The sequence below is a fragment of the Streptomyces sp. NPDC047453 genome (assembly GCF_040643155.1).
In the GTDB taxonomy this organism is placed as follows: domain Bacteria; phylum Actinomycetota; class Actinomycetes; order Streptomycetales; family Streptomycetaceae; genus Streptomyces.
In genome coordinates this window covers 238993-263942 of sequence record NZ_JBEYTS010000003.1, presented here as the reverse complement: position 1 = coordinate 263942, position 24950 = coordinate 238993, and the positions used below count along the sequence as shown (strand labels likewise).

Annotated in this window: 20 protein-coding genes and 2 pseudogenes; 4 read left to right on the top strand and 18 right to left on the bottom strand. The window is 70.8% G+C overall.

Features of this window, described 5'->3' with window-relative positions; all coding sequences use genetic code 11:
• Window positions 1-51 precede the first annotated feature (51 nt).
• The 12 genes and pseudogenes from ABZ818_RS05455 to ABZ818_RS05400 form a co-directional block, all read right to left on the bottom strand.
• Entirely contained in the window at window positions 52-567 is a 516-nt protein-coding gene (locus ABZ818_RS05455) for a hypothetical protein (protein WP_361411144.1), read from the bottom strand.
• Window positions 568-571: 4 nt separating this feature from the next.
• Complete coding sequence (locus ABZ818_RS05450) at window positions 572-1765, bottom strand: PP2C family protein-serine/threonine phosphatase (protein WP_361411141.1); 1194 nt, start codon at window positions 1763-1765, stop codon at window positions 572-574.
• 256 nt (window positions 1766-2021) lie between these two features.
• Window positions 2022-2555 carry a TetR/AcrR family transcriptional regulator gene (locus ABZ818_RS05445; protein ID WP_361411198.1) on the bottom strand — a complete coding sequence of 178 codons (534 nt, stop codon included), beginning with the start codon at window positions 2553-2555 and terminating at the stop codon, window positions 2022-2024.
• Window positions 2556-2577: 22 nt separating this feature from the next.
• Complete coding sequence (locus ABZ818_RS05440; protein WP_361411138.1) at window positions 2578-3414, bottom strand: alpha/beta hydrolase; 837 nt, start codon at window positions 3412-3414, stop codon at window positions 2578-2580.
• A gap of 181 nt (window positions 3415-3595) precedes the next feature.
• Window positions 3596-3960: pseudogene (locus ABZ818_RS05435) on the bottom strand (integrase); the annotation flags it as partial.
• Between the two features lie 185 nt (window positions 3961-4145).
• Entirely contained in the window at window positions 4146-4904 is a 759-nt protein-coding gene (locus ABZ818_RS05430; protein WP_361411135.1) for an IS630 family transposase, read from the bottom strand.
• Window positions 4905-4942: 38 nt separating this feature from the next.
• A complete protein-coding gene (locus tag ABZ818_RS05425) occupies window positions 4943-6370 on the bottom strand; it encodes an amidase (RefSeq protein WP_361411132.1) in 1428 nt (475 codons plus the stop codon).
• A 30-nt stretch (window positions 6371-6400) separates the two neighbouring features.
• Entirely contained in the window at window positions 6401-7228 is an 828-nt protein-coding gene (locus tag ABZ818_RS05420) for an ATP-binding cassette domain-containing protein (protein ID WP_361411129.1), read from the bottom strand.
• Window positions 7225-8205, bottom strand: a complete 981-nt coding sequence (locus ABZ818_RS05415; protein WP_361411126.1) for an ABC transporter ATP-binding protein — start codon at window positions 8203-8205, stop codon at window positions 7225-7227. Before ABZ818_RS05415 ends, ABZ818_RS05420 begins: the two co-directional genes overlap by 4 nt.
• A gap of 5 nt (window positions 8206-8210) precedes the next feature.
• A complete protein-coding gene (locus tag ABZ818_RS05410; protein ID WP_361411124.1) occupies window positions 8211-9083 on the bottom strand; it encodes an ABC transporter permease in 873 nt (290 codons plus the stop codon).
• Entirely contained in the window at window positions 9080-10033 is a 954-nt protein-coding gene (locus ABZ818_RS05405) for an ABC transporter permease (RefSeq protein WP_361411196.1), read from the bottom strand. The genes ABZ818_RS05410 and ABZ818_RS05405 overlap by 4 nt, the downstream gene beginning before the upstream one ends.
• Complete coding sequence (locus tag ABZ818_RS05400; protein WP_361411121.1) at window positions 10033-11670, bottom strand: ABC transporter substrate-binding protein; 1638 nt, start codon at window positions 11668-11670, stop codon at window positions 10033-10035. Before ABZ818_RS05400 ends, ABZ818_RS05405 begins: the two co-directional genes overlap by 1 nt.
• Before the next feature lie 149 nt (window positions 11671-11819).
• Between ABZ818_RS05400 and ABZ818_RS05395 the strand changes: the two genes are divergently transcribed.
• Window positions 11820-12941, top strand: coding sequence for a LacI family DNA-binding transcriptional regulator (locus ABZ818_RS05395; protein ID WP_361411118.1), 1122 nt, complete (start codon window positions 11820-11822; stop codon window positions 12939-12941).
• Here the strand turns inward: ABZ818_RS05395 and ABZ818_RS05390 are convergent.
• Together ABZ818_RS05390 and ABZ818_RS05385 are read right to left on the bottom strand one after the other, a co-directional pair.
• Window positions 12905-14542, bottom strand: a complete 1638-nt coding sequence (locus ABZ818_RS05390; RefSeq protein WP_361411115.1) for an amidohydrolase family protein — start codon at window positions 14540-14542, stop codon at window positions 12905-12907. The two genes, ABZ818_RS05395 and ABZ818_RS05390, sit on opposite strands and share 37 nt — an antisense overlap.
• Window positions 14543-14632: 90 nt before the next feature.
• Window positions 14633-16084 (bottom strand): APC family permease, encoded by a 1452-nt coding sequence (locus tag ABZ818_RS05385; RefSeq protein ID WP_361411194.1) that lies wholly within the window; start codon window positions 16082-16084, stop codon window positions 14633-14635.
• Window positions 16085-16257: 173 nt separating this feature from the next.
• On the opposite strand from ABZ818_RS05385, the gene ABZ818_RS05380 reads away from it, so the two are divergent.
• The 3 genes and pseudogenes from ABZ818_RS05380 to ABZ818_RS05370 all read left to right on the top strand — a co-directional run bounded on the left by ABZ818_RS05380 (window position 16258) and on the right by ABZ818_RS05370 (window position 20473).
• Window positions 16258-16974 carry a TetR/AcrR family transcriptional regulator gene (locus ABZ818_RS05380; RefSeq protein ID WP_361411112.1) on the top strand — a complete coding sequence of 239 codons (717 nt, stop codon included), beginning with the start codon at window positions 16258-16260 and terminating at the stop codon, window positions 16972-16974.
• 216 nt (window positions 16975-17190) lie between these two features.
• A pseudogene (locus tag ABZ818_RS05375) lies at window positions 17191-18584 on the top strand (FAD-dependent oxidoreductase).
• Between the two features lie 686 nt (window positions 18585-19270).
• Window positions 19271-20473, top strand: coding sequence for a S8 family peptidase (locus ABZ818_RS05370; RefSeq protein ID WP_361411109.1), 1203 nt, complete (start codon window positions 19271-19273; stop codon window positions 20471-20473).
• A 177-nt stretch (window positions 20474-20650) separates the two neighbouring features.
• Here the strand turns inward: ABZ818_RS05370 and ABZ818_RS05365 are convergent, their stop codons facing one another.
• The 4 genes from ABZ818_RS05365 to allE all read right to left on the bottom strand — a co-directional run bounded on the left by ABZ818_RS05365 (window position 20651) and on the right by allE (window position 24927).
• Window positions 20651-21058 carry a hypothetical protein gene (locus ABZ818_RS05365; protein WP_361411106.1) on the bottom strand — a complete coding sequence of 136 codons (408 nt, stop codon included), beginning with the start codon at window positions 21056-21058 and terminating at the stop codon, window positions 20651-20653.
• Window positions 21059-21348: 290 nt separating this feature from the next.
• Window positions 21349-22710: an amidohydrolase family protein gene (locus ABZ818_RS05360; RefSeq protein WP_361411103.1), complete on the bottom strand. Its 1362-nt coding sequence runs from the start codon at window positions 22708-22710 to the stop codon at window positions 21349-21351.
• Entirely contained in the window at window positions 22707-24161 is a 1455-nt protein-coding gene (locus ABZ818_RS05355; protein ID WP_361411100.1) for a M20/M25/M40 family metallo-hydrolase, read from the bottom strand. Before ABZ818_RS05355 ends, ABZ818_RS05360 begins: the two co-directional genes overlap by 4 nt.
• Complete coding sequence (gene allE / locus ABZ818_RS05350) at window positions 24148-24927, bottom strand: (S)-ureidoglycine aminohydrolase (RefSeq protein WP_361411097.1); 780 nt, start codon at window positions 24925-24927, stop codon at window positions 24148-24150. The genes ABZ818_RS05355 and allE overlap by 14 nt, the downstream gene beginning before the upstream one ends.
• Between the last annotated feature and the right edge of the window lie 23 nt (window positions 24928-24950).

Below are 24950 nucleotides of genomic sequence, written 5' to 3'. Positions count from 1 at the left end.
CACCCCCGGACGTAGTGGTGTACTGCTTTCCATTCAACTCGCCTTCACGGGTCACCGGCATCCCGGAACGGCTGCTCGGCTGCCGGCGAGCAGAGAGCGCAAGCCCGAGGGCCAGCACCGGCTGCGGCTCCTTTCGGGCTGCCGTCCCCTTTCGGCAGCCCGGCTGGCCCTACGGCTCTCCAGGGCGGTGTCGACCCGCAGATGGCGCAGCTCGCCGTCAAAGGCGGACAGCCCGATCGGCGAATGGCCGAACAGCCCGTCCAGAACGGCGCGGGACACCCGCACCTCCAGCACCGCGGAAACATCCATGAGGAACGCGAGCACGCCGCCGTCACCACCGGGCGGTTCCGGGACCGGGATGGTCCGCACCGCGAGCTCCACCAGGTGCCCGTCCCGGTGCCGCGCCGTGCACGGCCCCGTCGTGACACGGCCGGCGGCGATCCGCTCCAGCAGCGACCGGGCCCCCGGGCGGCCTTCCGCCGGGACGAGCAGCTCGCCCCGGCTGCCTCCGGACACCGCCAGCTGGTTGGAAATGGTGCTGCCCTGGTGAGCGCCGGGATCAGACATACGCTCACATCGCCGAGTCGGGTGCGTGGTCGCCTTCCATATCGGGCCGAGCAGGTGGCCGGTCAGCTGCCTCAGTAGGCGCCGGCCTACGACTGCGCTGGACGGCAATCATGGCGGCGTCGTCGGCCAGGTGACCGCCCGCATGGGCGAGCAGGTCGGTGCGCAGGTGGTGGACCAGCGCGGCGGGGCTGTGGTGGCCCCAGCAGGCAGCGCGTTCGGCCAGTGGGTAGAAGGCGCCCCGAGCGTCCCGGGCTTCGATGACCCCGTCGGTGTGCAGCAGCAGCATGTCCCCGGGCTCGAGCGTGAAGGTGTCGACGTGGTAGGCGGCGGCGGTCAGTTCGCCCAGGCCCAACGGTGGGGCGGGGCGGGCGGCGAGCAGTGCGGAGACCTTCGTGCCGCGCAGTAGCAACGGGGGCGGATGTCCACAGCTGACCACGTGGATGAGCGACGACACGTCGGGAATGTCGAGGAGCGCAGCCGTGATGAAGCACTCCCCGGCCTTCTCCGCCTCGGCGGGATCGGCCAGGTTCCAGCACACGCTGTGGTCCAGGTAGGCCGCGAGGTCGGGCAGCGTGGCCTGGCGGTGCGCGCCTTCCCGGAAGGCGCCCAGCAGCAGGGCGGCGTCACTGATCGCGGTCAGCCCCTTGCCCATCACATCGCCAATGATCAGCCGGGTACCCGTGGGAGTGCGGACGGCCGCGTACAGGTCGCCGCCGATCAAGGACTCCTCCTGCGCCGCCAGATACACCGATCCCACCCGCAGCGGACCGATCCGCCGCGGCAGCGGCCGCAGCACCACCCGCTGCGTCGCCTCCGACACCGTCCGCACCAGAGCCAGCTCACGGGCATGCCGCTCCCGCAGATAGCGGAAGACCGTCACGATCACCGACACCACCAGCAGGGCGATGAGCTGCGAGCCGAACGACATCGTGCCGCCCAGCAGGTGGCCGCTTTGAAGACCGATGACCACCATGCCCACCACCGTCAGGGCGGCCACCGCCCCGGTCATGCGAGTGGAGGCGAAGGACGCGGTGAGCGCGGGCGCCACGATCAGCAGCGACGGGCCCAGCGGCAGACCGTCCGGAGTCAGCACGTCGACCAGCACGATCGCCACGATCAAACCCAGCGGCAGTGCCAGCAGAGCGTCACCGGCCTGCCGTGAGCGAGGGCGATGTCCAAACCGCTGCCGCAGGCGCATATTTTCTCCTTACACCCTCCCGATCGGTACCGCAGGCGCAGGAACACGACGAGAGCGCGGGCCGGCGAGGCCCGATGCCATCGCGAGCAGCAGCACCTTGACGGCACATACCCGGTGACCGGTCCGCAGACGGCTGCAGACTTCTGGCGCTCTCTCGCACCACGCCTGACCCGGTCCGTCGGGGCTCGGAAAACCGCCAGGGATCAGAAACAGCCGCCAAGGACCCCAGATGTCGAAGCGGTCGACGGCGGCATTCTCACATGGCGCGCAGGCCGCGGTCGGCGAAGGCGATCAGCCACTCGAAGCTCTCGTCGATGTCGGCGCTCCACTGGAAGGCGTTGGCCGCCTGCATCGTGGCGAAGCCGTGGCAGAGGCTACGGAGCGTGCGCAGGGCGTGGTCCACGTCGGGCTCAGCGATCTCGTAGCCGCGCAGGACCGACGTGAAAGTGCTGAGCAGCCGCTGACCCGCGGTGGCCAGGGGATCGTCCGGGCCGGACGGTTCCACGCCGATCGTTGCGGCGTACCGGCCGGGGTGCTCCAGGACGAAGGCGCGGAAGGCGCGCGCCGCGGCCGCCAGGGCGTCGCGGCCCGCGTACCCCTGGACCGCGCCGCCGACGGCGTCGGCGGCCTCGTTCAATGCCAGGACCGCGATGCGCCGGTTGAGGTCTTCCTGGCCGCCCACGTGCTTGTACAGGGACGGGGTGCGCACGCCCACCCGCTCGGCCAGCAAACCCATCGTCAGGTTGGCGAGCCCCACCTCGTCGGCGAGGGCGGCACCGGCCGCGACCACGGCCGCCGGGTCCAGGCCGGCCCTAGGCACGGGCGGCGTCCGATCGGAGGAAGGCGAGCATGAGCGAAACCACCTGGTCGGGGAACTGGTCGTGCGGGTAGTGCCCGGCGCCCTCGATCATCTCAAGGAGGCCGAGGCCGGACGGCAGGGCGTCGACGATCGCCGAACCCTCGGCGTGCGGGTCGGCCCAGTCGGGGTCGAGCGTGCCCATCACGACCAGGACCGGGCAGCGGACGTTACTGAGCTGCGCGCCGGCGTCGGTCGGGGTGCTGCGGCCCATGCCCTGCAGGGCCTTCATCCGGCCCGGCTCGCGCAGCAGGGCGGCGATACGGCCGAGCCGCTCTGCCCAGTCGGCCGGCTTCACGCCGGGGTAGGCCACGTCGAGGTACGAGCGCCAGAGCGGCACGCTGCCGAACGCGCCCGTGCCGAGCAGCCGCAGCATGCCCTGCCGGAAGCGCCTCACCCGCAGGTCGCCGAGGCGGATCGACTGCTTGCGGGTGAACGGCGCCAACTCGACAACCGCGGTGATCAGCGAGGGCTCCTCGGCCGCGGCGATGGTGGCGGCGCCGCCGGAGATCGAGTGGCCGACGAGCACGGCCGGGCCGCCCAGGTGGCGGATCACGGCGAGCAGGTCGCCGGCGATGGCGGTGCGGCTCCAGGCCGGCCAGCCGGCGCTGGACTCGCCGCAGCCGCGCAGATCGACCGCGGCAACCCGGTGGCCCGCCGCCACCAGAGGCGGGATCACAGCACGGTACGCAGCGCGGCTGTCGCCCATGCCGTGTGCGAGAACGATCAGCGGGCCGGACCCCGCCACCTCGTAAGCGATCGTGCCGCCGTCGACGGCAAGGTACTCGGTCATGACATCCCTCAGATCCTGGCTAACTCTGTTAGCTAAAAGCTAACTGCATTAGCCAGCCCTGTCAATGGCGAAGTCCTGCGCCGCTCGAATGGTCGTCGCCGCAGGTCACGCGGCGTATCTGTACTCGCTGATGAGGCCGCCGAGGATCCGGGTGCGCAGCCATCTCCTGCGCGGAAGGGATCCTCGCCTGCTGCACCGACAACTCCCGCGTCGGATGGGCGGTGACGCCGGTGATGTGCGGGTGCCGGGTGCCGGGTGCCGTGCTCGAGGAAGGCCAGCGCATGGAGCCGCCTGCCGAGCGCGGTGTCGATGTGGAAGAAGTCCGCCGCGATGATGCCCTCGGCCTGGGCGGTGAGGCACTCACGCGAAGTATCGGCGATGCCGGCCGAGCAGGGTGCCCGGAGTGACCGGGAAGACCTCGCGCCGGCGACATCGAGGTGTCAGACCGGAGAGAGCAGCGAACCAGAACCGATCGACTTGCTCGTAGCGGACCGGGCCGGCCAGCTGCCGGCGCAGCACCGCGTTCTCGTGGCGCAGGAGGAGCAGCGACGGCAACTTTTCGAGCGGCGCAGGCGAGCGGCGCGTGGCTCAAGCGGGGAGGGCGCCGCAGGCCGAGGCCTGTCCCGTCCTGGTGGGCACCTGGAGGCCACTCGTCGCGCTGCGAGCCATGAGGATTGCAACTGGCTTGTGGGTGCAATCAGTTCAGGCATGCGGCCGGTGCTAGTGGCTCGTCACGCAGCCTTGGCCGGGTAATCGGTCCATGATCGGATCGGTGAGTCGGGCGCGAAGTTCGTCTTCGGTTCCGCGCGGGTGTTGCGCCAGCGGACGTAGGCGGCAATGGCGGCGTTCTGTTCGTCGTGGCTGCGGTGGTCAGTGCCGTTGAGTGCGAAGTAGCGCAGGGCCGCGAACTCGGCCTCGATCCAGTTCGGCCAGGAGCCGTAGGTCGGCAGGAAGACGAGTTCGATGTCGTTGCCGGCCGCCCAGGTGCGGACCTTGGCGTGCTTGTGCGGGGAGAAGTTGTCCAGCACCACATACAACTTCTCCCTGGGCCAGCGGGCGCGCAGGGCCTTGAGGAGATCGAGGAACTCGCGCCACCGCTTGCGCGGGCGAATGCGGTAGTACAGCTTGCCGGTAGCCAGATCGAGGGCAGCGAGCATCTGCCGCACGCCGCCGTAACGGTTGTAGGTGGCCCGCAGCCTGCGCGGACGCCTCACCGGCCCCCACGCCTTGCCCTTGCGGGGCATCAAGTTCAGCGGCCCGAACTCATCGACGCATATCACCCGTCCGTCGGCGGGCGGGGTGTCATACAGCGCCAGGACGCGGTGCATCTTGGCGATGAACTCCGGGTCGGTGGACGCCTTCCACGTGGTGGTGGTCTTCCAGGAGACCTTGCCGGCGCGCAGGATCCGGCGCAGGGTCTCCCGGCTGATGGCCGCGGTCACCTTCTGCTTGACGAGGTGCCGTTGGGGCCTGTTGCGAAAATGGATCAAGGTTCGTGGATCCGACCACTCCATTCCGTGCCCTCGAGTCAGAGCACCGGGACGCTGGACCAGGGTCTGGCGGCCTCGATCGCCGCCGCCACGCGGAACACCGTGATGTCGTCGTAGGTGCGCCCGACTACCTGCACCCCCGTCGGCACTCCGGTCGAGGCGAAACCGGACGGCACGCTCAGCACCGGGCAGCGGCTGGCGATGTTGAACGCCGTGGTCATCGCGGCTTCCAGGTAGAAGTCCAGCTCGACGCCATTGACCACGACCTTGGTCGAGAGGTGGTCGTCGTCCGCCTTGAGCGCCGGGATGGCCGTGGTCGGGCACAGCAGCACGTCGTAGCGGTCCAGCAGGGCACCGAGCGTCGTCTGCACCGCGGCCTCGATCTCAAGGCCCAGTAGGAAGCTGCCGGGCTCGCGGACGGCCTCGGCGGCCCGTTGGGCGAAGTCGAGCGCGTACGTGGTGAACTGGTCGCCGTGCTCGGCGGCCACCGATCCGATGTAGGGGCCGAAGACGGAACCGAAGTGGATCATCGCTGCCCGCATCACGTCCGCCCGCATGATGGGGACCTCGACCTCCTCGACGACGGCCCCGGCCGCGCGCAGCGCCTCCGCGACCGCGCGGGTGTTGGCCTCGACCTCGGGGTCGACCGGCCAGTCCCCGAGGGTGACCGAAAGCGCCACCCGCAGGCCTTCGGCGCCCTCGTACCGCTCGGGCAGGACGAGTTTGGGCCGCAGCGAGACCGCGTCGAGCGGATGGGGCCCCGCGATGACGTTCTCCAGCAGGGCGCAGTCGCCGACGGTGCGCGCCATCGGACCGTCGTGGCAGTACGTGTCGAGATTGAACGGCGTCATCGCCGGCACACGCCCGTACGGCGGCTTGAAGCCGACCGTGCCCGTATACGAGGCGGGGATGCGGATCGAGCCGCCGATGTCGGAGCCGGTCGCGAGCGTCGTCTCACCCGCCGCGAGCGCGGCGCCCGCGCCGCCCGAGGAGCCGCCCGGAGTGAACTCCAGGTTCCACGGGTTGCGGGTGACGCCCCACAGCCGTGACTGCGTGTACCCCGCACAGCTGAACTCGGGGGTCGTGGTCCGGGCGTGCACGATGCCGCCGGCGGCCTGGATCCGCTCGATGACCGGGTGTGTCTGCTCGGCGATCTGGTCCTGGAACGCCAGGGATCCGTCCGTACTGCGGCGGCCCGCGATGGGCTGCTCCTCCTTCGTCGCGACGGCGAGACCCTCCAGGGCGCGGGGCGCCTCGCCCTTGCCCGCGTACCGTGCCTCGGCTTCGCGGGCGGCGGCGAGGGCCTCCTCGAAGGTCCGCTCGGCAAGGGCGTTGACCTTCGGCTCGACGGCTTCGGCGCGCGCGATGACCGCGGTCATCAGCTCGACCGGTGACAGGGAGCGGTCGCGGAACCGGCGCAGGGCCTCGGTGGCCGGGAGATGGGCGAGGTCGGTGAGATCGGTCATGTGATGGTCCTTCGAGGTGAGGCGAAAGGGTCAGGTGAGCGCGCGGCGGCCCGCGGAGATGCGGGCCGGATCCCATCCGGGCCGTGGGACGGAGTCGAGCAGGAGGCGGGTGTAGGGGTGCTGGGGGCTGGTCAGGACGGACATCGTGGGGCCGGATTCGACGATCCTTCCGGCACTGAGCACGACCACCTCGTCACTGATGTGCCGGACGACCGCGAGGTCGTGGCTGACGAAGAGGAAGCCGATGCCCTCGTCGCGGCGGATGCCGGTGAGCAGGTCGAGGATCTGCGCCTGGATGGATACGTCGAGCGCGGCGACCGCCTCGTCGAGGATGAGCACCTGTGGTCGGGCCGCCAACGCCCGGGCGATCGCCACGCGTTGACGCTGCCCTCCGGACAGCCGGCGGGGCAGGGCCGTGGCCTCACGCTTTCCCAGCCCCACCTGGTCGAGGAGTTCGGCGACCCGCCTGCGCCGCGCCGGCGCGTCCAGCGGGAAGTGCAGGCGCAGGACCTCCTCGAGGCACGCCCTCACGCTGATGCGCGGGTCGAGGGAGAGGTACGGGTCCTGGAACACCATCTGGATCTCGCGGGCGCGGGCCAGACGCTCGGCGCGGCCGCGAGCACGCGCGAGACGGTCGCGTCCGTTCAGCTGGATGCTGCCGGCATCGGGTGTCTCGAGGCCGACGAGCATGCGCGCCGTGGTGGTCTTGCCGCATCCGGACTCGCCGACGATGCCGAGTGAGCCGCCCGGTCGCAGGGTGAAGGAGACGCCGTCGACCGCAGCGTGGCCGCCGAACTCCTTCCGCAGTCCGTCCACCACGAGAGCTGACGCGCCGGTCTTCTCCGTCGCGGTACTCACAGCAGGATCCCTTCTTCGGCGCGCAGGCAGGCGGCCAGGCCCTCGCCGCCGTACTGCCGCAGGACGGGCTTGTCGACCGCGCAGCGCTCCTGCGCGTGCGCGCAGCGCGCGGCGAATGCGCATCCGGCCGGCGACTCGGCGAGCGAGACCGGGCGGCCGGGAATGGACCGTGGTGGAGCGGCGTCGGGTTCGATGTGGGGTGTGCACGCGAGGAGGCCGGCCGTGTACGGGTGGCGCGGGCGCTCGAACAGGTCACCGGCGGCCTGCGTCTCGACGATGCGCCCCGCGTACATGACGTAGACGCGGTCGCAGATGGCCGAGGCCAGTTCCAGGTCGTGGGTGACGAAGAGCAGCCCCGTGCCGCGCTCGGCCTGCAGACGGGTGAGGATCGCGATGACCTCGGCCTGGGTCGTGACGTCCAGTGCGGTCGTCGGCTCGTCGGCGACGAGCAGTGAGGGCCGGCTTGCCAGTGCCGCCGCGATGACGACGCGCTGGAGCATGCCGCCGGAGAACTGGTGCGGGTAGCGCCGCAGCGCGCCGCGCGGGTCGCGGATGCCCACGGCAGCGAGAAGTTCCTCGGCCTGGCTCGTCGCCGCCGCCGCGGGTACGCCGGCGGCACGCATTTGCTCGGTGAGGAAGTCGCCGACGCGTCGCATCGGGTTGACCGAGGCACGTGGGTCCTGGAAGATCATCGAGACCTGACGGGTCCTCAGTTCCGTCAGTCCGTTCCGGTCCATCGTCAGTACGTCGCGGCCCGCCACTCGGACCTCGCCGTCCGTCCGCGCCGTTTCGGGCAGCAGCCCGAGCACACTGCGGCAGGCGACCGATTTTCCGGAACCGGATTCACCGACCAGGCCGACGGTCTCACCCGCCGCGACATGCAGGGACACGCCGTCCAGGATCGGCCGGGCCGCGCGCCCCTCGGGCAGCCGCACGGAGAGGTTGTCGATCTCCAGAAGAGACTGATGCACAGTCATCCACCTCACCACTCCCGCTTCGCGACCCGGTCGGCGATGCCCTCGCCGACGATGCTGAACGCCACGACGGCGAGCACGATGCACACGGACGGCGCGAGCGCGGGAAGCATCGCGCCCTGCAGCATCGCGCCCTCACCCTCGTTGATCATCGCGCCCCAGTCGGCGGTCGGCGGTTGCACCCCGAAGCCGAGGAAGGAGAGCGCCGCGAGGTCCATCAGGGCGTACCCGAAGTTGATCGCCGACTGGGCGAGCACCGTCGGCGCGATGTTGGGCAGCAGGTGCCGGACGCAGATCGTCCAGCCCGACCAGCCCTGCACGAGGTAGGACTCGATGTAGGAACGTGCCTTCTCCTGCCGGGCGATGCTGCGCACCAGGCGCCCCACGTACGGCGTGTACGCGACTGCCATGGCGACGACGGGCGCGGTCATGCCCGGGCCGGTGACCGCCACGAACATGATCGCCACAAGCAGTCCGGGGAAGGAGAACACCAGGTCCATCGACCGTGAGAGGACCGCGTCGACCCAACCGCCGCGCCAGGCGGCCACGACGCCCACCAGGATGCCCAGCAGGGTCGACACCCCGACGACCAGGAGCGGTCCGAGCAGCCCGGAGCGCGTGCCGTACAGCAGGCGCGACAGCACGTCACGGCCCGACTGGTCGGCGCCCAGGAGGTGGTCGACGCTGCTCCCGGCCAGGGTGGCCGGCAGGTCGAGGGCGTCGGGGTCGTACGGCGCGAGCAACGGTGCGAACACGGCGACGGCCACCAGCACACCCAGCAGCAGGACGGCCGCGGTGAACAGCGGTCCCTGCCCGAGCACCCGCAGGCGGCGCAGACCGGGCCGCCTGCGCAGTTCGGTGACGGGGACAGCGGTGGTCATGAGGCACCTCGCCGGGTCAGGGTCAGCCGGGGGTCGATGAGCGGCGCGAGGAGGTCCACGACCAGGTTCACCAGGACGAACGCCGCCACGGTGATCAGCGTGATCGCCTGTACGACAGGGAAGTCCTTGACCGTCACCGACTGCACGAGCAGTGAGCCGATGCCGGACACGTTGAAGGCGGTCTCCACGATCGAGGTGCTCACCAGGAGTCCGGCAAGCATCGTGCCGCCGACGGTGACGATCGGGCCCAGCGCGTTGCGCAGCACGTGCCGCCGCACCACGGTGCCCTCGGCGACGCCGCGGGAGCGCGCGACCTCCACGTGCTCGCGCCTCAGCTCGTCGAGCATCGAAGAGCGGGTCACCCGGGCCAGCAGCCCGGCGAGGGTCACAGCGAGGGCGAAGGCGGGCAGGGTCAGGTGGTAGAGCCGGTCCGCGAAACCGGTGCCGGCGGCGCCGGGCCCGGGGAACCAGCCCAGCTGCACCGAGAACAGCGAGACCAGCACGATGGCGCTGACGAACGGCGGGGTCGCCGTGGCCACGCCGGTGCACACGAGCACCATGCGGTCGACCACGCCGGGGCGCGACGCGGCGACGATGCCGGCGAGCACGCCGCCGAGGCAGGCGAGCACGGCCGAGTACCCGATGAGGAGGGCCGTGCTCGGCAGGCGCGAGCCGATCAGGGATCCGACGTCGTGCCGGAACTGGACGGAGCGCCCGAAGTCGCCGTGCAGCACATTGCCGACCCACTTCAGGTACTGGGTGAAGAACGGGTCGTCGAGGTGGTACTGGGCGCGGATCGCGGCCTTGGTCTCCGGCGAGACCGGGTGGCCCTTGAGGAGGAAGGACACCGGGTCCCCCGGGGCCAGGTGCACCGCGCTGAAGACCAGGAAGGAGGTGATCAGCAGCACGGTCACCAGCCCCAGGAGCCGGCCGAGGAGGTAACGGGCCATCAGTTCGCCGAGCCGATCTTCGCGGCCCACGGGTAGTACAGCTGGGCGATGCCGGCCGGAGCACCGGTGATCCGGCTGCCCAGGAACACCGAGTGGGGAGCTTCGTACAGCGGGATGGCGGGCAGGTCGCGCAGCGCGATCTTCTGCAGCTCGGCGGTCAGGTCGGCACGGGCGGCCGGGTCGGCGACCGCCGACGCCCGGTTGTAGAGCGCGTCGAACTCGGGGTTCGAGTAGTTGCCGTAATTGCCGAAGTCGCCGGTGCGGAACGACTGGTAGAACTCGAGCGGGTCGGGCGAGTTGATGTAGCCGTTGGTGAAGACCAGGTCGATGCCGGCACGGGCGTGCGGGTCGGTGAAGAGCGCCGTGTACGCGTCGGGTGCGATCGGCTTGATCTGCACGTCGAGACCGATCTTCTTGCCGGCCGCCTGCACGGCGTTGGCGACGACGGTGATCTCAGGAGTGAGCGTGCTGCTCGCGATGACGACCTTCTTGCCGGTCGCACCGGCCTCCCTGATCAGCTTCTTGGCGCCGTCGATGTCGTACACCAGGTCGGGAAGGGCGGAGAAGTAGCCGGACGTCCGGTCCGGGGCGGTGAGCCAGGCGCCCCGCGCGGCCGGGGCCTTGGCCGGCACGGCCACTCCCGCGACGGCGGCCTTGATGATGCTCTGCCGGTCCAGCGCCATGGACAGGGCCTTACGCACCTTCAGATCGCCGAGCGTGCCCTTGAGGTTGAACACGGCGAGGTCGGAGGCGGCGGTGTTCGGGCCGAAGTACAGCTTGCCCCGAGAGGTCGACTTGAGCTGACCGATCGAGGTGGCCGGCACCAGGTACCCGCCGTCGACCGATCCGGAGAGCCAGGCGCTGGTGCGCGCGGCCGGGTCCTGGATGAAGACGAACTTGACGCTGGCCTTGGGAGTCAGCGTGCGATCCCAGTACGCGGCGTTCTTCTTCAGGGTGATGCTGTCGCCCTGGGCCCAGGTGCCGAGCGCGTAGGGGCCCGTGCAGTCGACGCCGGCCTTCGGGTTGCCGTAGTCCCGGCCGGCCCTGGCCAGGAACGCGGCGCTCTCGATGGTGCCGGGGGAGGCCGCCATCAGTTCGTTGAGCAGGACGTCGGGCTTGTTGAGCTTGATCGTCACTTCGAGCGGGCCGGTCTTGGTGATCGAGGCGACGTTCTTGAACGCGCTGCCCCACGCCGAGCCCACGGCCGGGTCGAGATGGCGCTTGAGGGAGGCGACGACGTCGTCCGCGGTCATGGTCGAACCGGAGTGGAACTTCACGCCGCTGCGGAGGGTGTACACCCAGGTCAGCGGGTTGGGATGGGCCGACTTCAGGGCCAGGCCCGGCGCGATCCTCATGTCGGGTGTGATGCGGAACAGTTGCTCGCAGACGTTCGCCAGGACGGTGTTGGGCGGGTAGTCCCAGGCCTGCGTGTAGTCGAGGGAGTAGGGCTCGGCGTAGAGCGACCAGGAGAACGACGGGATCGAGCCCTTGGCCGCGGGTGTGTCCGCGGAGACCTGGTAGGTGGTGCTGCCCTGGGCGGATCTGGCGCCGGTGGACGAGGCGCCGGAGCAGCCGGAGACGGTCGCAGCCAGGGCGACCGCTCCGGCGAGCAGGGCGGTGGGTCTGGAGGCACGCAAGGAACCCACCCCTTTCGAGGGTAGTGGGGGTGCTGTGGATGGCAGCGAGTATTGATGCGGGAACGTTCCTTCACAAGGGTTTGCGGGAACGGTTTTTTTGAGGTCAGAGGCGGGTGACGACGGCACGCGGGGCTGGCACCATTCAGCGCATGACCGAAACTCCGCGCCGCAGCGGACACGGCGTCCCGGCCGCTGTGCCCCGGGTCCGCCTCGTCGACGTCGCCCGCGAGGCGGGCCTGTCCAAGACCACCGTCTCCGCCGCGCTCAACGGCACCGGACGCCTTTCGCCGGCCGTACGCGAACGCGCCCGCGAGACCGCACGGCGCCTCGGCTACCGGCCCAACGCGACCGCGCGGCTGCTGCGCGCCGGGCACGCCAGGCTGATCGGCTACGCCGTCGGGGAGTACCCGACAACCCCCGGGTCCTACATGGACTCCCCCTACTTCGCCCAGTTGACCAGCGCCATCGCGACCGCAGCCCTGCACCACGGCTACGCCCTGGTGCTGCTGCCCACCAGTTCTTCGCCCAGCGAGTGGGCCGATCTGCCGCTGGACGCCGCGATCGTCGCGGACCCGCTCGAGGACGATCCCCTGATCGAGGACTTCGTCGCCGCCCGTATCCCGCTGTCCACCGACCGCTCGGTCGAGGGTCGTCCCGGCACGCACTGGGTGGACATCGACACCGACGCCGCCATGCGCGAGGTACTGGACCACCTGCACGCCCAGGGCGCGCAGCGCATCGCGGTCGTCGCACCCGACACCCCGACCCGCTTCAACACGGAGGCCCTGGACCTCTACCGGCGCTGGTGCGCCAGGCAGGGTGCCACACCTCGGATCACGCTTTCGGTGCGGCCGGGCAACGGCCCTGCCGTCGAAGCGGTCGAGCGGGCCCTCGGCGCTCCCGATCGGCCCGACGCCCTGCTCGTGCTGACCGAGGCCAATCCGCCGCTGGTGCTCGACGCCGCGCGCCGCCTGGGCCTGTCGGTACCCGGCGACCTGCTGCTGGTGTGCGCGAGCGAGGACTCCTCGGCCGCGCATGCCGACCCACCCGTCACAACCCTGAGCCTCCAGCCGGAATGTGTCGCCGCAGCGGGCATCGAGCAACTCGTCGCGGCGCTGGAGAGCGGGAGCCAGGAGCCGACAGGCACCTTGGTACAGGCGAAGCTGGAGATCAGGGCGTCATCGGAGCGCGGGGGCGATTCCACGGCCGCGGCCGCGCTTCGACGGCGCGGCCGTCACGAGGAGGAGTGCACCAGCACTCCACTCACGTAGGTCCGCAGAACCCGGGCCGTGTGGATCTCCTCGGCCGGCGCGGTGAAGATGTCCCGGTCGAGGACCACCAGGTCGGCGAGGTGGCCGGGCCGCAGGGTGCCGGTGTCGTCCAGGCCGTTGACATGGGCCGACCCCGCCGTGTAGGCCGCGACCGCGGTGGCGAGGTCGAGGCGCTGTTCGGGCAGGAAGACCCGGCCGTCGGCCGCGCCGGGCTCCATCCGGTTGACGGCGACATGGATCCCGGCAAGCGGGTCGGGGCTGCTCACGGACCAGTCGCTGCCCGCCGCCAGGGTCGCGCCGGCCCGCAGCAGGGAGCCGAAGGGGTACTGCCAGGCGGCGCGTTCGGGCCCCAGGAAGGGAATGGTCAGCTCGTCCATCTGCGGCTCGTGGGCGGCCCAGAGCGGCTGGATGTTGGCGATCGCGCCGAGCTGCGCGAAGCGCGGGATGTCGTCCGGGTGGACCACCTGCAGGTGGGCGAGGTGGTGCCGGGTGGCACGTCGGCCGTTGGCGGCGCGGGCCGCCTCGATCGCGTCCAGTGCTTCGCGCACCGCGCGGTCGCCGAGGGCGTGGAAGTGCACCTGGAAGTCGAGCGCGTCGAGTTCGGTGACGTGCGAGCGCAGCGCGACCGGGTCGACGAAGCTCAGGCCGCTGTTGGCGGTGGCGCAGCCGCAGGCGTCCAGGTAGGGGCTGGTCATCGCGGCGGTGAAGTTCTCCGCGATGCCGTCCTGCATGATCTTCACCGAGCCGGCCCGGAACCTGCCGTGGTTCAGTTCCGCGCGGCGGGAGACCAGCTCCGGGATCTGGTCCGGGCCCCGGCCGCGGTCCCACCAGAGCGCGCCGTTGACCCGGGCGGTGAGGGTTCCCTCGCGGGCGGCGGCGAGGTAGGCGTCCGAGGGGTCGGGCTGGCCGTTGAACTCGCCGAGCAGGGCGTCCTGCCAGCCGGTGATACCGAGTGAGTGCAGCAGCCGCTGAGCGCGCAGCAGGCCGTCGAGACGGTCGGCGGCGGTCTTCGCGGGCACCAGCCGGGCCACCAGGCCGGTGGCGCCTTCCTGCAGGACGCCGCTCGGTGTACCGTCGGCCTCCCGTTCGATCCGGCCGTCGGCGGGGTCCGGGGTGTCCCGGGTGACGCCCGCCAGTTCCAGCGCACGGGTGTTGGCCCAGGCACCGTGGTGGTCGCGGTTGACCAGATACACCGGCCGGTCCGGCACCACGGAGTCGAGCAGCTGCCGGTCCGGAAGGCCGCCCTCGAAGCTCTCCATGGACCAGCCGCCGCCGGTGATCCAAGTGCTCTCGGGGTGGTCGTCGGCGAACTCGCGGATACGGCGCAGGTATTCGTCGACTTCCACGGCGCCGGTGAGGTCGCACTCGGCCAGCTCCATGCCACCGTAGACGGCGTGGATGTGGGCGTCCTGGAAGCCGGGAAGCAGCAACTTGCCGCTGAGGTCGACCACCTCGGTCCGCGGGCCGATCAACTCCCGTACCTCGTCGTGGCCGACGGCCGTGATCCGCTCGCCGGTGACGGCGAGGCTGCTCGCCCGGGTGCGGGCGGGGTCCCCGGTGTGCACGGGGCCGTGGGTGAAGACCAGATCGGCCTTGGTCATGGGAGGTGCTCCTGGTGGTCGGCGGCCCGCTCGGGCCGTGGGAGGGAAATGAGGTGTCGCGGTCCGCGTCGTGTGTCCGCGGGGTGCTGGTCAGCCGGTGCTGATCGGGTCGTTGCCGGAGGCGGCATCGCGGGAACGGGAGAAGTAGGGCGACCTGCGGCGCCAGCGGGCCCACGCGGCGGCCAGGAGCCCGGAGCCGATCATCAGCACCGGGGCGAGCAGCGCGAACCAGCCGTTGTCGGCTGAGAGTTCGAGGTGATCGGTGGAGCGGTAGAAGGTCCAGGCGAGGTAGCCGCCGATGGCGAGCAGCGCGAGCGCGCCCAGCACCGGTCCGACGACCGCACGCAGAGCCTCCGTCGGCGAGGTGCGCAGCAGGTGGCGGAAGTGCACGGCGGCGGCCGTTGCGGTGAGGGCGTAGTAGAGGGCGACGACGATGCCGATCGCGTTGACCGCGGCGAAGATCAAGTCGTTCACGGTGGGGATGACCAGCGCCAGTACGGCGAGGGCAAGGGCGATCGCGGTGATCAGCAGGGTGCCGGCGGCGGGGGTCCCGTGCCTGGGGTGCAGGCGCGTCCAGACGGAGCCGAGAACGCGGTCGCGGCCCATCGCGTACATCCCGCGGGCGGTGGGGATGACGGAGGCCTGGAGCGACGCCACCGCGGAGAACATGAGGGCGATGAGCGGCAGCGCGGCCAGCGGCTGGTGGGCGAGCCTCGTGCCGAAGTGGGCGAGCCCTTGCGCGCCGTTGTCGGACAGTTCGCCCAGCGGCAGGACCCGCTGGAAGGCGGTGCCGGCGAGCAGGAACAGGAGCAGCATGAGGGCCAGCGCCATGAACCCGCCGCGGGAGGCGTCCCGCGGGTCACCGACCTCCTCGCCGACGCTGAAGACCGACTCGAAGCCCCAGTAGCAGAAGACGGCGAGCACCATGCCCTGGGCGAGGGCTTCGGCCGAGGGGATGTCGAAGGGGTTGTACCACTGGAGTGAGAAGGGCTGGTCCCCGACGAACAGGCCGTAGCCGCAGAAGGCGAGCAGCACGCCGTATTCGAAGATCAGCAGGTATTTCTGGAGACGGGCCGCGAGGTCGAGCCCGCGGACGGCGACCAGCGCCGCGGCGACCAGGACGGCCATGCCGAGGAGGGTGGACTGGAGGGTGGAGTCCGGATCGAGGGAGAGGCCGGCGACGCTGTGGACGGTGGCCTGTCCGAGGAGCTGGATGATCGCCGAGCCGGTCACCGTGGTGGTGTACGCCATGAACACGATCGTGCCGACGACGTTGACCCATCCGGTCAGAAAGCCCAGCCAGGGGCTGAGGATGCGGCCGACCCACTTGTAGCTGCTGCCGGCGTTGGGTTCGGCGCGGTTGAGCCGTCCGTATCCGCCGGCGATGCCGAGTACGGGCAGGAAGGCCAGCAGCATGATCGCGGGCAGGTGCAGGCCGACGATGCTCGCCATCAGACCGAGTCCGATACCGATGCTGCTGGTGGCCGCGGTGCTCGACGCGGCTAGGACGATGCCGTCGACGACGCCTATGGACTTCCGCATCGCGGTCTTGGGGGCTTGGGGGCTGCTTTTCGGCGTGCTGCCCGCGTCCTTCACTGGTACTGCCAATGATCTTCGCCTTGCTGGTAGGGAAACGCGGCCGAACGGGCCTGCTGGCAGGCCATGGAAGTCCTTGGCCTCTTCACATGTCAATGGCGTTGTCATAAGCTCCGGCCATGGCTGAGCGTGTGGTTCCGGAGCCGCTTAGACGGCGCAGAAAGCCGACGAAACAGGGCACGGTGCTGTCCGAGCGGGTCATCGTGGAGACGGCCCTTCGGCTGGTCGGCCAGCACGGCGCGGAGGCGCTGACGGTCCGGCGGCTGGGAGCCGCACTGGGCGCCGATCCGAGCGCGCTCTACCGGTACTTCCGCAACACCGACGACTTGCTGCTGGCGATCGCCGACGAGCTCATCGGCCGTGCCCAGCACGGCTGGCAGCCCACTGGCGACTGGCGTGCCGACCTGTGCGAGCTGGGCTTGCGCGTCCATGCCTCGTACCAGGCGCACCCGCAGGCCGCCTTGCTCGCGGCACACCGTACGACGGGGCGGGACAACGAGATGCGGGCCGTGGAGACGATCCTCGGCGTGCTGCGGTCGGCGGGCTTCCGCGACCCGGAAGCGGTACGGATCTACCACGCCTTCGTGGACCAGGCGCTCGCTTTCGCGGCCCTGGACGCGGCCGCGCTGGCCATGCCGGCTCCCGCGCAGGCGGCCGACCTCAAGGTGTGGCAGGTCCGCTACGGCGGCCTGGACGCGGGCACCCACCCCAACATCGCCGCCACCGTGCGCCTGTTGGCCGCCGAGATGCCGCTCAGCGGCTATCCCTTCGCGCTGGAGCTGCTGCTCGACGCCGTCGCGGCCAGGCTTCCGGGCGGGGGCGCGGAGGCCGGCTGAGGCCCGGGTTGCGGCGCCCCTTCGGTGCCCCGCACGCCCTCGCCAGGCGCCCTGTAAGGGGCCGGGCTGGGCGGATCGCTGCCGAGACACCGGGGGTGTCGACCTGGGTCCGGGGGCGGACAGGATTATGTCAACGCCGTTGACACTTTTCTGGGGCGGGAGGTCTGATGACCGGACCCCGGAGGCCAACCCCTCCCTGCACCCAAGGAGTCCTCCATGGATCCCGTCCGCGCGCTCAAGGACGCCGGCCCCTCCCCGTTCTGGCTGGACGACCCCGGCCGCCCGCAGGCCACGTCGGCCCTGGTCGCCGACACAAGCTGCGACCTGCTCGTAGTGGGCGGCGGCTACAGCGGCTTGTGGACCGCCCTGATCGCCAAGGAACGCGACCCCTCCCGCGACGTGGTCCTGATCGAAGGCGAGGAGATCGGCTGGGCTGCCTCCGGTCGCAACGGCGGTTTCTGCGAGTCCAGCCTCACTCACGGTCTGAGCAACGGCATGGATCGCTGGCCCGGCGAGCTCGCCAAGCTGGAGCGGCTCGGCATGCGGAACCTTCAGGCGATCGAGGACACGATCAAGAAGTACGGCATCGACTGCGACTGGCGGCGCACCGGCTCTCTCAACGTGGCGACGGAGCCGTACCAGATCGACGACATGCACGAGTTCGCCGCGCTCGCCGCCCGCTACGGCTGCGAGCAGACCGTACTGGACGCCGACCAGGTTCGCGCCGAGATCAACTCACCGACCTTCCTGGGCGCGCTCTGGGACAAGGACGGCACTGCGATGTCAACCCCGCGCACCTCGCGTGGGGCCTCAAGCAGGCTTGTCTGGACCTCGGCGTACGCATTCACGAGCACACCTCGGCCACAGCCGTCGCGGAGGCCGGCCCGGGGATCGCGGTGCGGACCCCCTACGGCCGCGTCCTTGCGAACCGGGTCGCCTTTGCGACCAACGCCTTCCCCTCCATGCTCAAGCGGCACCGCCTCTACACCGTCCCCGTGTACGACTACGCGCTGATGACCGAGCCATTGACGGACGAACAGCTCGCCGCCGTCGGCTGGCACAACCGGCAGGGATTCTCCGACGCCGCCAACCGGTTCCACTACGTGCGGCTCTCCGCCGACAACCGCATCCTGTGGGGCGGCTACGACGCCGTGTACCACTACGGGGGCCGAGTGCGCGCCGAGCACGACCAGCGGCCGGAAACCTTCGCCACCCTGGCTCGGCACTTCTTCCGGACCTTCCCGCAGTTGGAGGGGCTGAGCTTCACCCACGCGTGGGGCGGCGCGATCGACACCTGCACCCGCTTCTGCGCGTTCTTCGACACCACTCACCGGGGCCGGGTCGCCCATACGGCCGGATTCACCGGCCTGGGCGTGGGTGCGACCCGCTTCGCGGCCGAGGTGATGCTCGACCTGCTGGCCGGCGAGCGAACGGAGCGGACCGAACTGGAGATGGTGCGGCGCAAGCCCCTTCCGTTCCCGCCGGAACCGATCCGCTGGGCGGGAATCCAGGCCACCAGTCGGTCCCTCGCCCGCGCGGACGAGAACGCCGGACGGCGCAACCTCTGGCTCAAGACCCTCGACCGGCTGGGCCTCGGCTTCGACAGCTGACGTCCGCTCATCGAGGCGAGGCAGGCACAGGCGAGGCAAGGGTGCCCGCGGGGCCGGCCCCTCCCCGTCTCAGCGATGCCCGTCGGCAGGACCACCCGGCGCCGCAGCCAGGGGCCCGTGCACATGGTGGAGGAGCGCCTGGCTGACCGAGCCCCTCGTGGCGTCAGGGGCCGCAGGCCTCAGGAATCGGCGGACTGCACCTGGCGGCCGCCGACCCTGCTTGCGTGTTCATGCCGTCGTGCCGGGTTCTTGCTGCGGCTGCGCATTTCCGGCTGGAACGGCTGTGCAGCGCGCTGATCTGACGTCCTGTAGGGCGTCGCGGACCAGGCAGTGCGCGCTCCCGTGTTCGCGAAGGCCCTGGACGAGAACGTCCGCCGGGACGGCGTGCTCCGCCCGCAACCGGTCGGCGAGGGATTCTGCATCGGCCCGCTCACCGTCGCCGCCGCCCGGAGCGCGCATCTGCACCGCCTCGGCGCTCTGGCATCTCGCGAAAAGGGGCGCGCCCTGCCCTCGGCCTGCGCGAGCCGACCTGCTTCAACTCTCCTGAGGCGACAGCTTCCTTCACACATGTTTGACGTTGACTTGAACATGCCATGAATAGGACGGGCCTCGCATGAGTGCCCACGCGCACCGCGCAACCCGCAATTGCCCGCGATCCGGACAGTGAAAGGTCAGGTGCACCGCATATGCGCGCCACCGTCCGCCGTCTAGGCGCCCTCCTACCCGCCGCATTGCTCGTGGTCGGGTTCCAACTGGGCGGTACCCCGGCCCACGGCTCCCCCCAACCCGATCTGCGACTCGCCCCGCAGTCCACCGCGATCTCCGACAGCTGGATCGTCGTCCTGAAGGACGGCGCCACCAACCAGCCCGCCGACACGGCCCGTTCTCTCACACGGGAGCACCACGGGACTCTCGGGCACGTCTACCGCAGCGCCCTGAAGGGCTTCTCCGCGAAACTGTCGCGCTCCGAGGCCGCCTCGCTCGCCCGGGATCCGAGGGTCGCGTACGTCCAGCAGAACCAGACTCTCCGGATCACCGACACCCAGCAGAACGCGACCTGGGGTCTCGACCGGACCGACCAGCGTGACCTGCCGCTGAACCAGACGTACACGTACAACACGACCGCGTCGAACGTCACCGCGTACATCATCGACACCGGCATCCGCACCTCGCACAGCGAGTTCGGCGGGCGCGCCAGTGTGGGGACGGACACCGTCGGCGGCGGCCAGAACGGGCAGGACTGCAACGGCCACGGCACCCATGTCGCGGGCACGGTCGGCGGCAAGAGCTACGGGGTCGCCAAGGGCGTCTCGCTGGTCGCCGTGCGGGTGCTCGACTGCAAGGGCTCCGGCACGACCGCCGGTGTCGTAGCGGGCGTCGACTGGGTCACGGCGCACGCCGTGAAGCCCGCCGTGGCGAACATGAGCCTGGGCGGCGGCGCGGACACCACGCTCGACAACGCGGTGAAGAGGTCCATCGCCTCGGGCGTGGCCTACTCGATCGCCGCGGGCAACGGCAACATCCTCGGCATGCCGCAGGACGCCTGCACCACCTCGCCGGCCCGGGTCCCCGAGGCCATCACGGTCGGCGCGACCGACAGCACCGACACTCGGGCTTCCTGGTCCAACTACGGCACCTGCCTTGACCTCTTCGCCCCGGGCGTGAGCATCACCTCGTCGTGGAGCACGAGCGACACCGCGACCAACACCATCAGCGGTACGTCGATGGCGACCCCGCACACCGTGGGGGTCACGGCCCTGTATCTGGCGACCCACCCGACCGCGACACCGCAACAGGTGCGGGACGCCCTGGTGAACGGTGCGACCAGCGGCAAGGTACAGAACCCGCGCACCGGGTCACCGAACAAGCTGCTGTACTCGCTGTTCTGACGGTCCACACGCACTGTGCGCGCGGCCGGGACGCCGGGGTGCACACCGGCACCCCGGCCGCGCCATCGTTGGCGCATGTCTAGTCGCCGAGGACTTGACGTTGCTGCGCGACGGACTGATCCGGCTGCTGACCGACCTGCCCCGGCACTGCGGGTGCGGTGTGGTCCGCCGAATGTCCTAACCGGTGCTGGTCGGTCTTCCCGGAATGTCAATCCAGCGGGCGGCCGCGTCGAAGGTGTCCGCCGGGGTGCTGTTGAACGCGATCGCCGCGTCGGGAGCGTGCCGTCGAATCAGATTGATTACCTGCTCGAACAACTCGACTTGGTCTTCGAGCTTCCGCACACCGCCGCCGACGACTACGCACTCCCAAGGTCGGGCAGCCAAGGCAGCACCGACGACCGCCTCCACGTTGTCGCTGCCGTCGAGGCCGAACAGACAAGTCTCGACGCCGACGCCGTGCTCGGCGAATCGAGCGATCCCCACCTCGATCGCGTCGGCTACCGGCTTGGGGTCCCAAGGCCCGGGAATCCGATACGGATCCAGCCCGATGACGAGGACGCGGGGTGTCGGGGCCGTTGTCTCCACCCCTGGACCCTATGTCGCAGAAGCGGAAGGAGTACTCAAGAACGCGGATCCGAGTGGCAAGCGACTTGAGTGTCCACCCCCGATTCGTGCTGCCCGGGTCGCTGCACCAGGACTCCTTCATCGACGCGGGTGCCGGCACCCTTTCCGGTGGCTTCAGCAGGGTCGCTGCCGGGGCCGCCTCGCCGGCCGCGTACGGGTGGGAGGGCCTGGACCAGGGGATGAGCTGCGTGACTCGTGCGTCGTTCCCGTCACGCAGGCGTCGCCGACTGCCGGCCGCGCGGTTGCCTCGGTCAGCCGGCCTGGGTGTCTGGCGTGCCTTGGTGGTATCGCTGCTGCCAGCGACCGTCCTCGCGCATCCAGATGGAGCTGCGGTGAACCACGCCGACGGCGTCCTCGGTGCGGAACCGAATGTGCACGACGCCCGGGGCGAGCTCCACGACCCGGTCGAAGGTCACGCCCTGCACCTGGTCCGGGATGGTGTTGAGGACGCGGATCACCTCCTCGCGCTCCCAATACCTTCCGGTGCGCCCGATCTCGTAGAAGTCATGATGGATCAGCTGTTCGAGGCGGCCGACGTCATTGCGCGCCTCGGCACTGAGGAGCGAAGACTCGAGGCGGATGATCTCCTCGCGGAGATCCACCAAGGCCGATGCTTCGTCCGTCGCGGTCGGCCCGGACTGGACCGTGCGGAAAAGGCGTTCGGCGTTCTCGCCCAGTGCGTGGGGGTGCAGGCCTGCCTGTTCCAGGGCTGGGACCGGGTCCGCCACTCCCGTGCCGTACGGGGCGTCCGTGCCCAGGAGGAGGTGGGCTTCGCCGAAGGTTTCTTCGAGGTAGCGGAGGGCGGGGGCGGTGTGGACCACCGTGTCGCACCAGACTCGGTCCAGATAGGCGCTCGGGGGGTGGTGGGCGCGGGTGCGCAGGTCGGCGCGGTAGTGCCAGTTGTTGTCCAGGCGGGGCAGGAGCTGGGCGAGGACGCCTCCGCCGTGGGCCAGTACCAGGCGCAGGCGTGGATGGCGGTCCAGGGTGCCGGAGGCGGCAAGGCGAGCGTAGGCGAGGGCCGTGTCCAGGGGGGCTCCGACCGAGTTGTGCAGGAACAGGTCCGGGTCGTGCAGGGGACCGCAGTAGGACGGGTGCAGGGACAGCGGGACGTCCAGGGTCTCGCACATCGTGAACAGCGCGTCGAGGTCCGCGCGGTCGAGCGGGCGGCCCGCGACCGGGCCCGTGGTGATCTGCGCGCCCGCGAGACCGAGGCGGGTGACCGCCCGCTCCAGTTCGGCCGCCGCGTCCTCGGGGCGGCCCACGGGCAGGGTCGCGAGTCCGGTCAGCCGGCCGGCCGCCGCCGCGCTGCCCACGTACGCGGCGAGCGCGTCGTTCGCCGCGCGGGCGTACCGCGTCGCTTCCGGTCCCGTACCGAGGGCGTACGCGTGGGGGGTCAGGGAGACCACGGCGCGGTCCACGCCCTGCCGGTCCATACGGGCGAGGGCCGCGGCCGGGTCGGTGAGTTCCGGGTAGTGGGCTGGCAGGCGTTCGCCGGTGGGGGAGAGCAGGCGGCCGTCCTCAGTGGTGCGCAGGCCCGCCGCGAGCGCCGGCGGCCAGTCGCCGGCCAGCACCTGGGAGGGCAGCATGTGGGCGTGGACGTCGACGACGGTCATCTGGCCCCCTTCGACGGGACGCGGCGCGTCCACCCCGCGGCCTCACCCTCGGCCAGGCGGCGCAACACTTCCGCGCTGGTCTTGATGCCGTTCCTGAACCACTCCAGGGAGAAGTGCTCCTGCGAGGAGTGCTCCTGGAGGTCGGGCTGGCCGTACGGGACGAGGAGGCAGGGCAGTCCGGCGTGCTCGACGAACGCGCCGAAGACGCCTCCTCCGCCGATCGACGGGATCACCGCCGCTTCCTGGCCCCACACGGCGCCGAGCGCGGCGCGGGCCGTGGTGACGAGCGGGTGGGTGTCGGGGATCGACGAGGGCGGGCAGTCGGCGAGGACGGTGAAGGTGATGTCGTCCCAGCCGTGGTCGTCCAGGTGACGGCGGATCAGTTGGGCAATGCGCGCCGGGCTCTGGCCGGGCATGAGGGCGATGTCGACCTTGGCGGTCGCCCGGGTCGGCACCGCCATCTTCAGGCCCTCGCCGGTGTACCCGGCCTCGATGCCGCAGACGCAGATGCGCGGCGAGAAGAACATCGCGTCCACCGGGTCGGACGTGGTGTAGGCGCGGACGCCCAGGTCCTGGGCCGGGGGGAGGAAGGTGCCGGGGAGGGCTGCCGCGGCGGTCCGGACCGACTCCGGGACCGGTTCGATGCCGTCGTGGAAGCCGTCGACGAGGATGCGTCCGTCCGCGTCGGTCAGGGACGCGAGCGCCCGGGTGAGGCGGTCCGCCGGGTTCGGCAGGATGCCGCCGTAGCTCGCCGAGTGCCACTCCTGGGGGCTGCCCTCGCAGGTGAACTCCAGGTAGAGCGCGCCCCGTACGCCGAGGAAGAGTGCCGGCTGCCACAGGCCCAGCGTGGAGGCGTCGGAGGTGTAGAGGGCGTCGGCGGTGAACCGTTCCGGGTGTTCGGCGATGAAGCGGCGGGTGTTCAGGGAGCCCGTCTCGTCCTCGCCGTCGAGCATCAGGTCGAGCCGCAACGGTGGCGCGGCGCCGGTGACGTCGGTCCAGACGGCGAGGGCGCACAGATGGGCGAGGAGCTGGCCCTTGCTGTCGCCCACCCCCCTGCCCCACAGGGCCCCGTCGTGGACGGTGGGCTCGAACGGCGGGAACGGCCAGTCGGCGGGGTCGCCGGCGGGCACGACGTCGTAGTGGCCGTAGATCAGCAGGTGGGGGGTGTCCTCGGCGTTGTGCTCGCCGAGGGTCGCCCAGACGATGGGGTTGCCGCCGGTCTCCAGAGTCTCGGAGTCGACGCCGATCCGCTTGAGGATGTCGGTGAGGAGCGCCGCGCATTCGCGTACGCCCTCACCGGTGACGCTGACGCTGGGCTGTGCGGCGAGTTCGACGAGCCAGCACAGGAATTCGTCGGCGCGTTCGTCGATCCTCGCCCACAGCGCGTCGCGCAGCGCGGTCCCCGTGGGTACCGGGCCTGTCGCGTCGGTGGTGTGCTCAGAAGCCGTCACGGTTGATGTCCTTGTAGAGCAGGTAGGCGGCGGTGCCGGGGCCCGTCGGGTAGAAGTACTGGGGGCAGTACGGGGCCATGTAGATGAAGTCCTCGGTCTCCACCTCCATGATGTCGCCGTCGAGGTGGTACAGCCCGGAGCCCTTCAGCATCCACAGGCCGTGCTCCTCGTCGTGGACCTCGACCTTCGGGAAGACGGCGCCCGGCTCGAAGGACAGCACGCTCATCGAGAAGTCGTAGGGCGCGTCGACGGGCAGCAGTTCGGCGCGGCTGATCCCGGCGACCGAGCCGGGCCGGTACTCGGCGTCGCCGATCCGTCCGCTGACCGGCTGCGGGGCGGGTACGCCGGGCCAGGGCTGGTGCTCCTGCTTGATCCACAGCAGCCGGGCCGGGGTCGCGGCGTCGTTGCGCAGCTGGAAGCCGGTGCCGGTGGGCAGGAATGCGAACCCCTGGTCGGCGAGGTCGTGCTTGGCGCCGCCGGCCAGGACGTGCGGCGTGCCGTCGAGGCCGAGCAGGAAGTGCTCGTGCTCGGCGCCGGTGACGGCCGAGGTGCCGCCGCCGGGCTCGATCTCCAGCAGGTACCAGCCGAACCGGGCGCGGTGCAGCCGCGGCGTGGCCAGCTTCTTCACGATCACTCCGTCGAAGCCGGGCAGCCGGCTCGGGAACTGGTTGGCGGGAGTGAGCAGGTGGTACGCGTCGGTGCGGCGCCCACGGGAGACGGACACCGTGGTCGGCGGGGCGTAGGGACGGTCGGGGGTGGTGGTCATGTGCTCTCTCCTGGCTGTCGTGG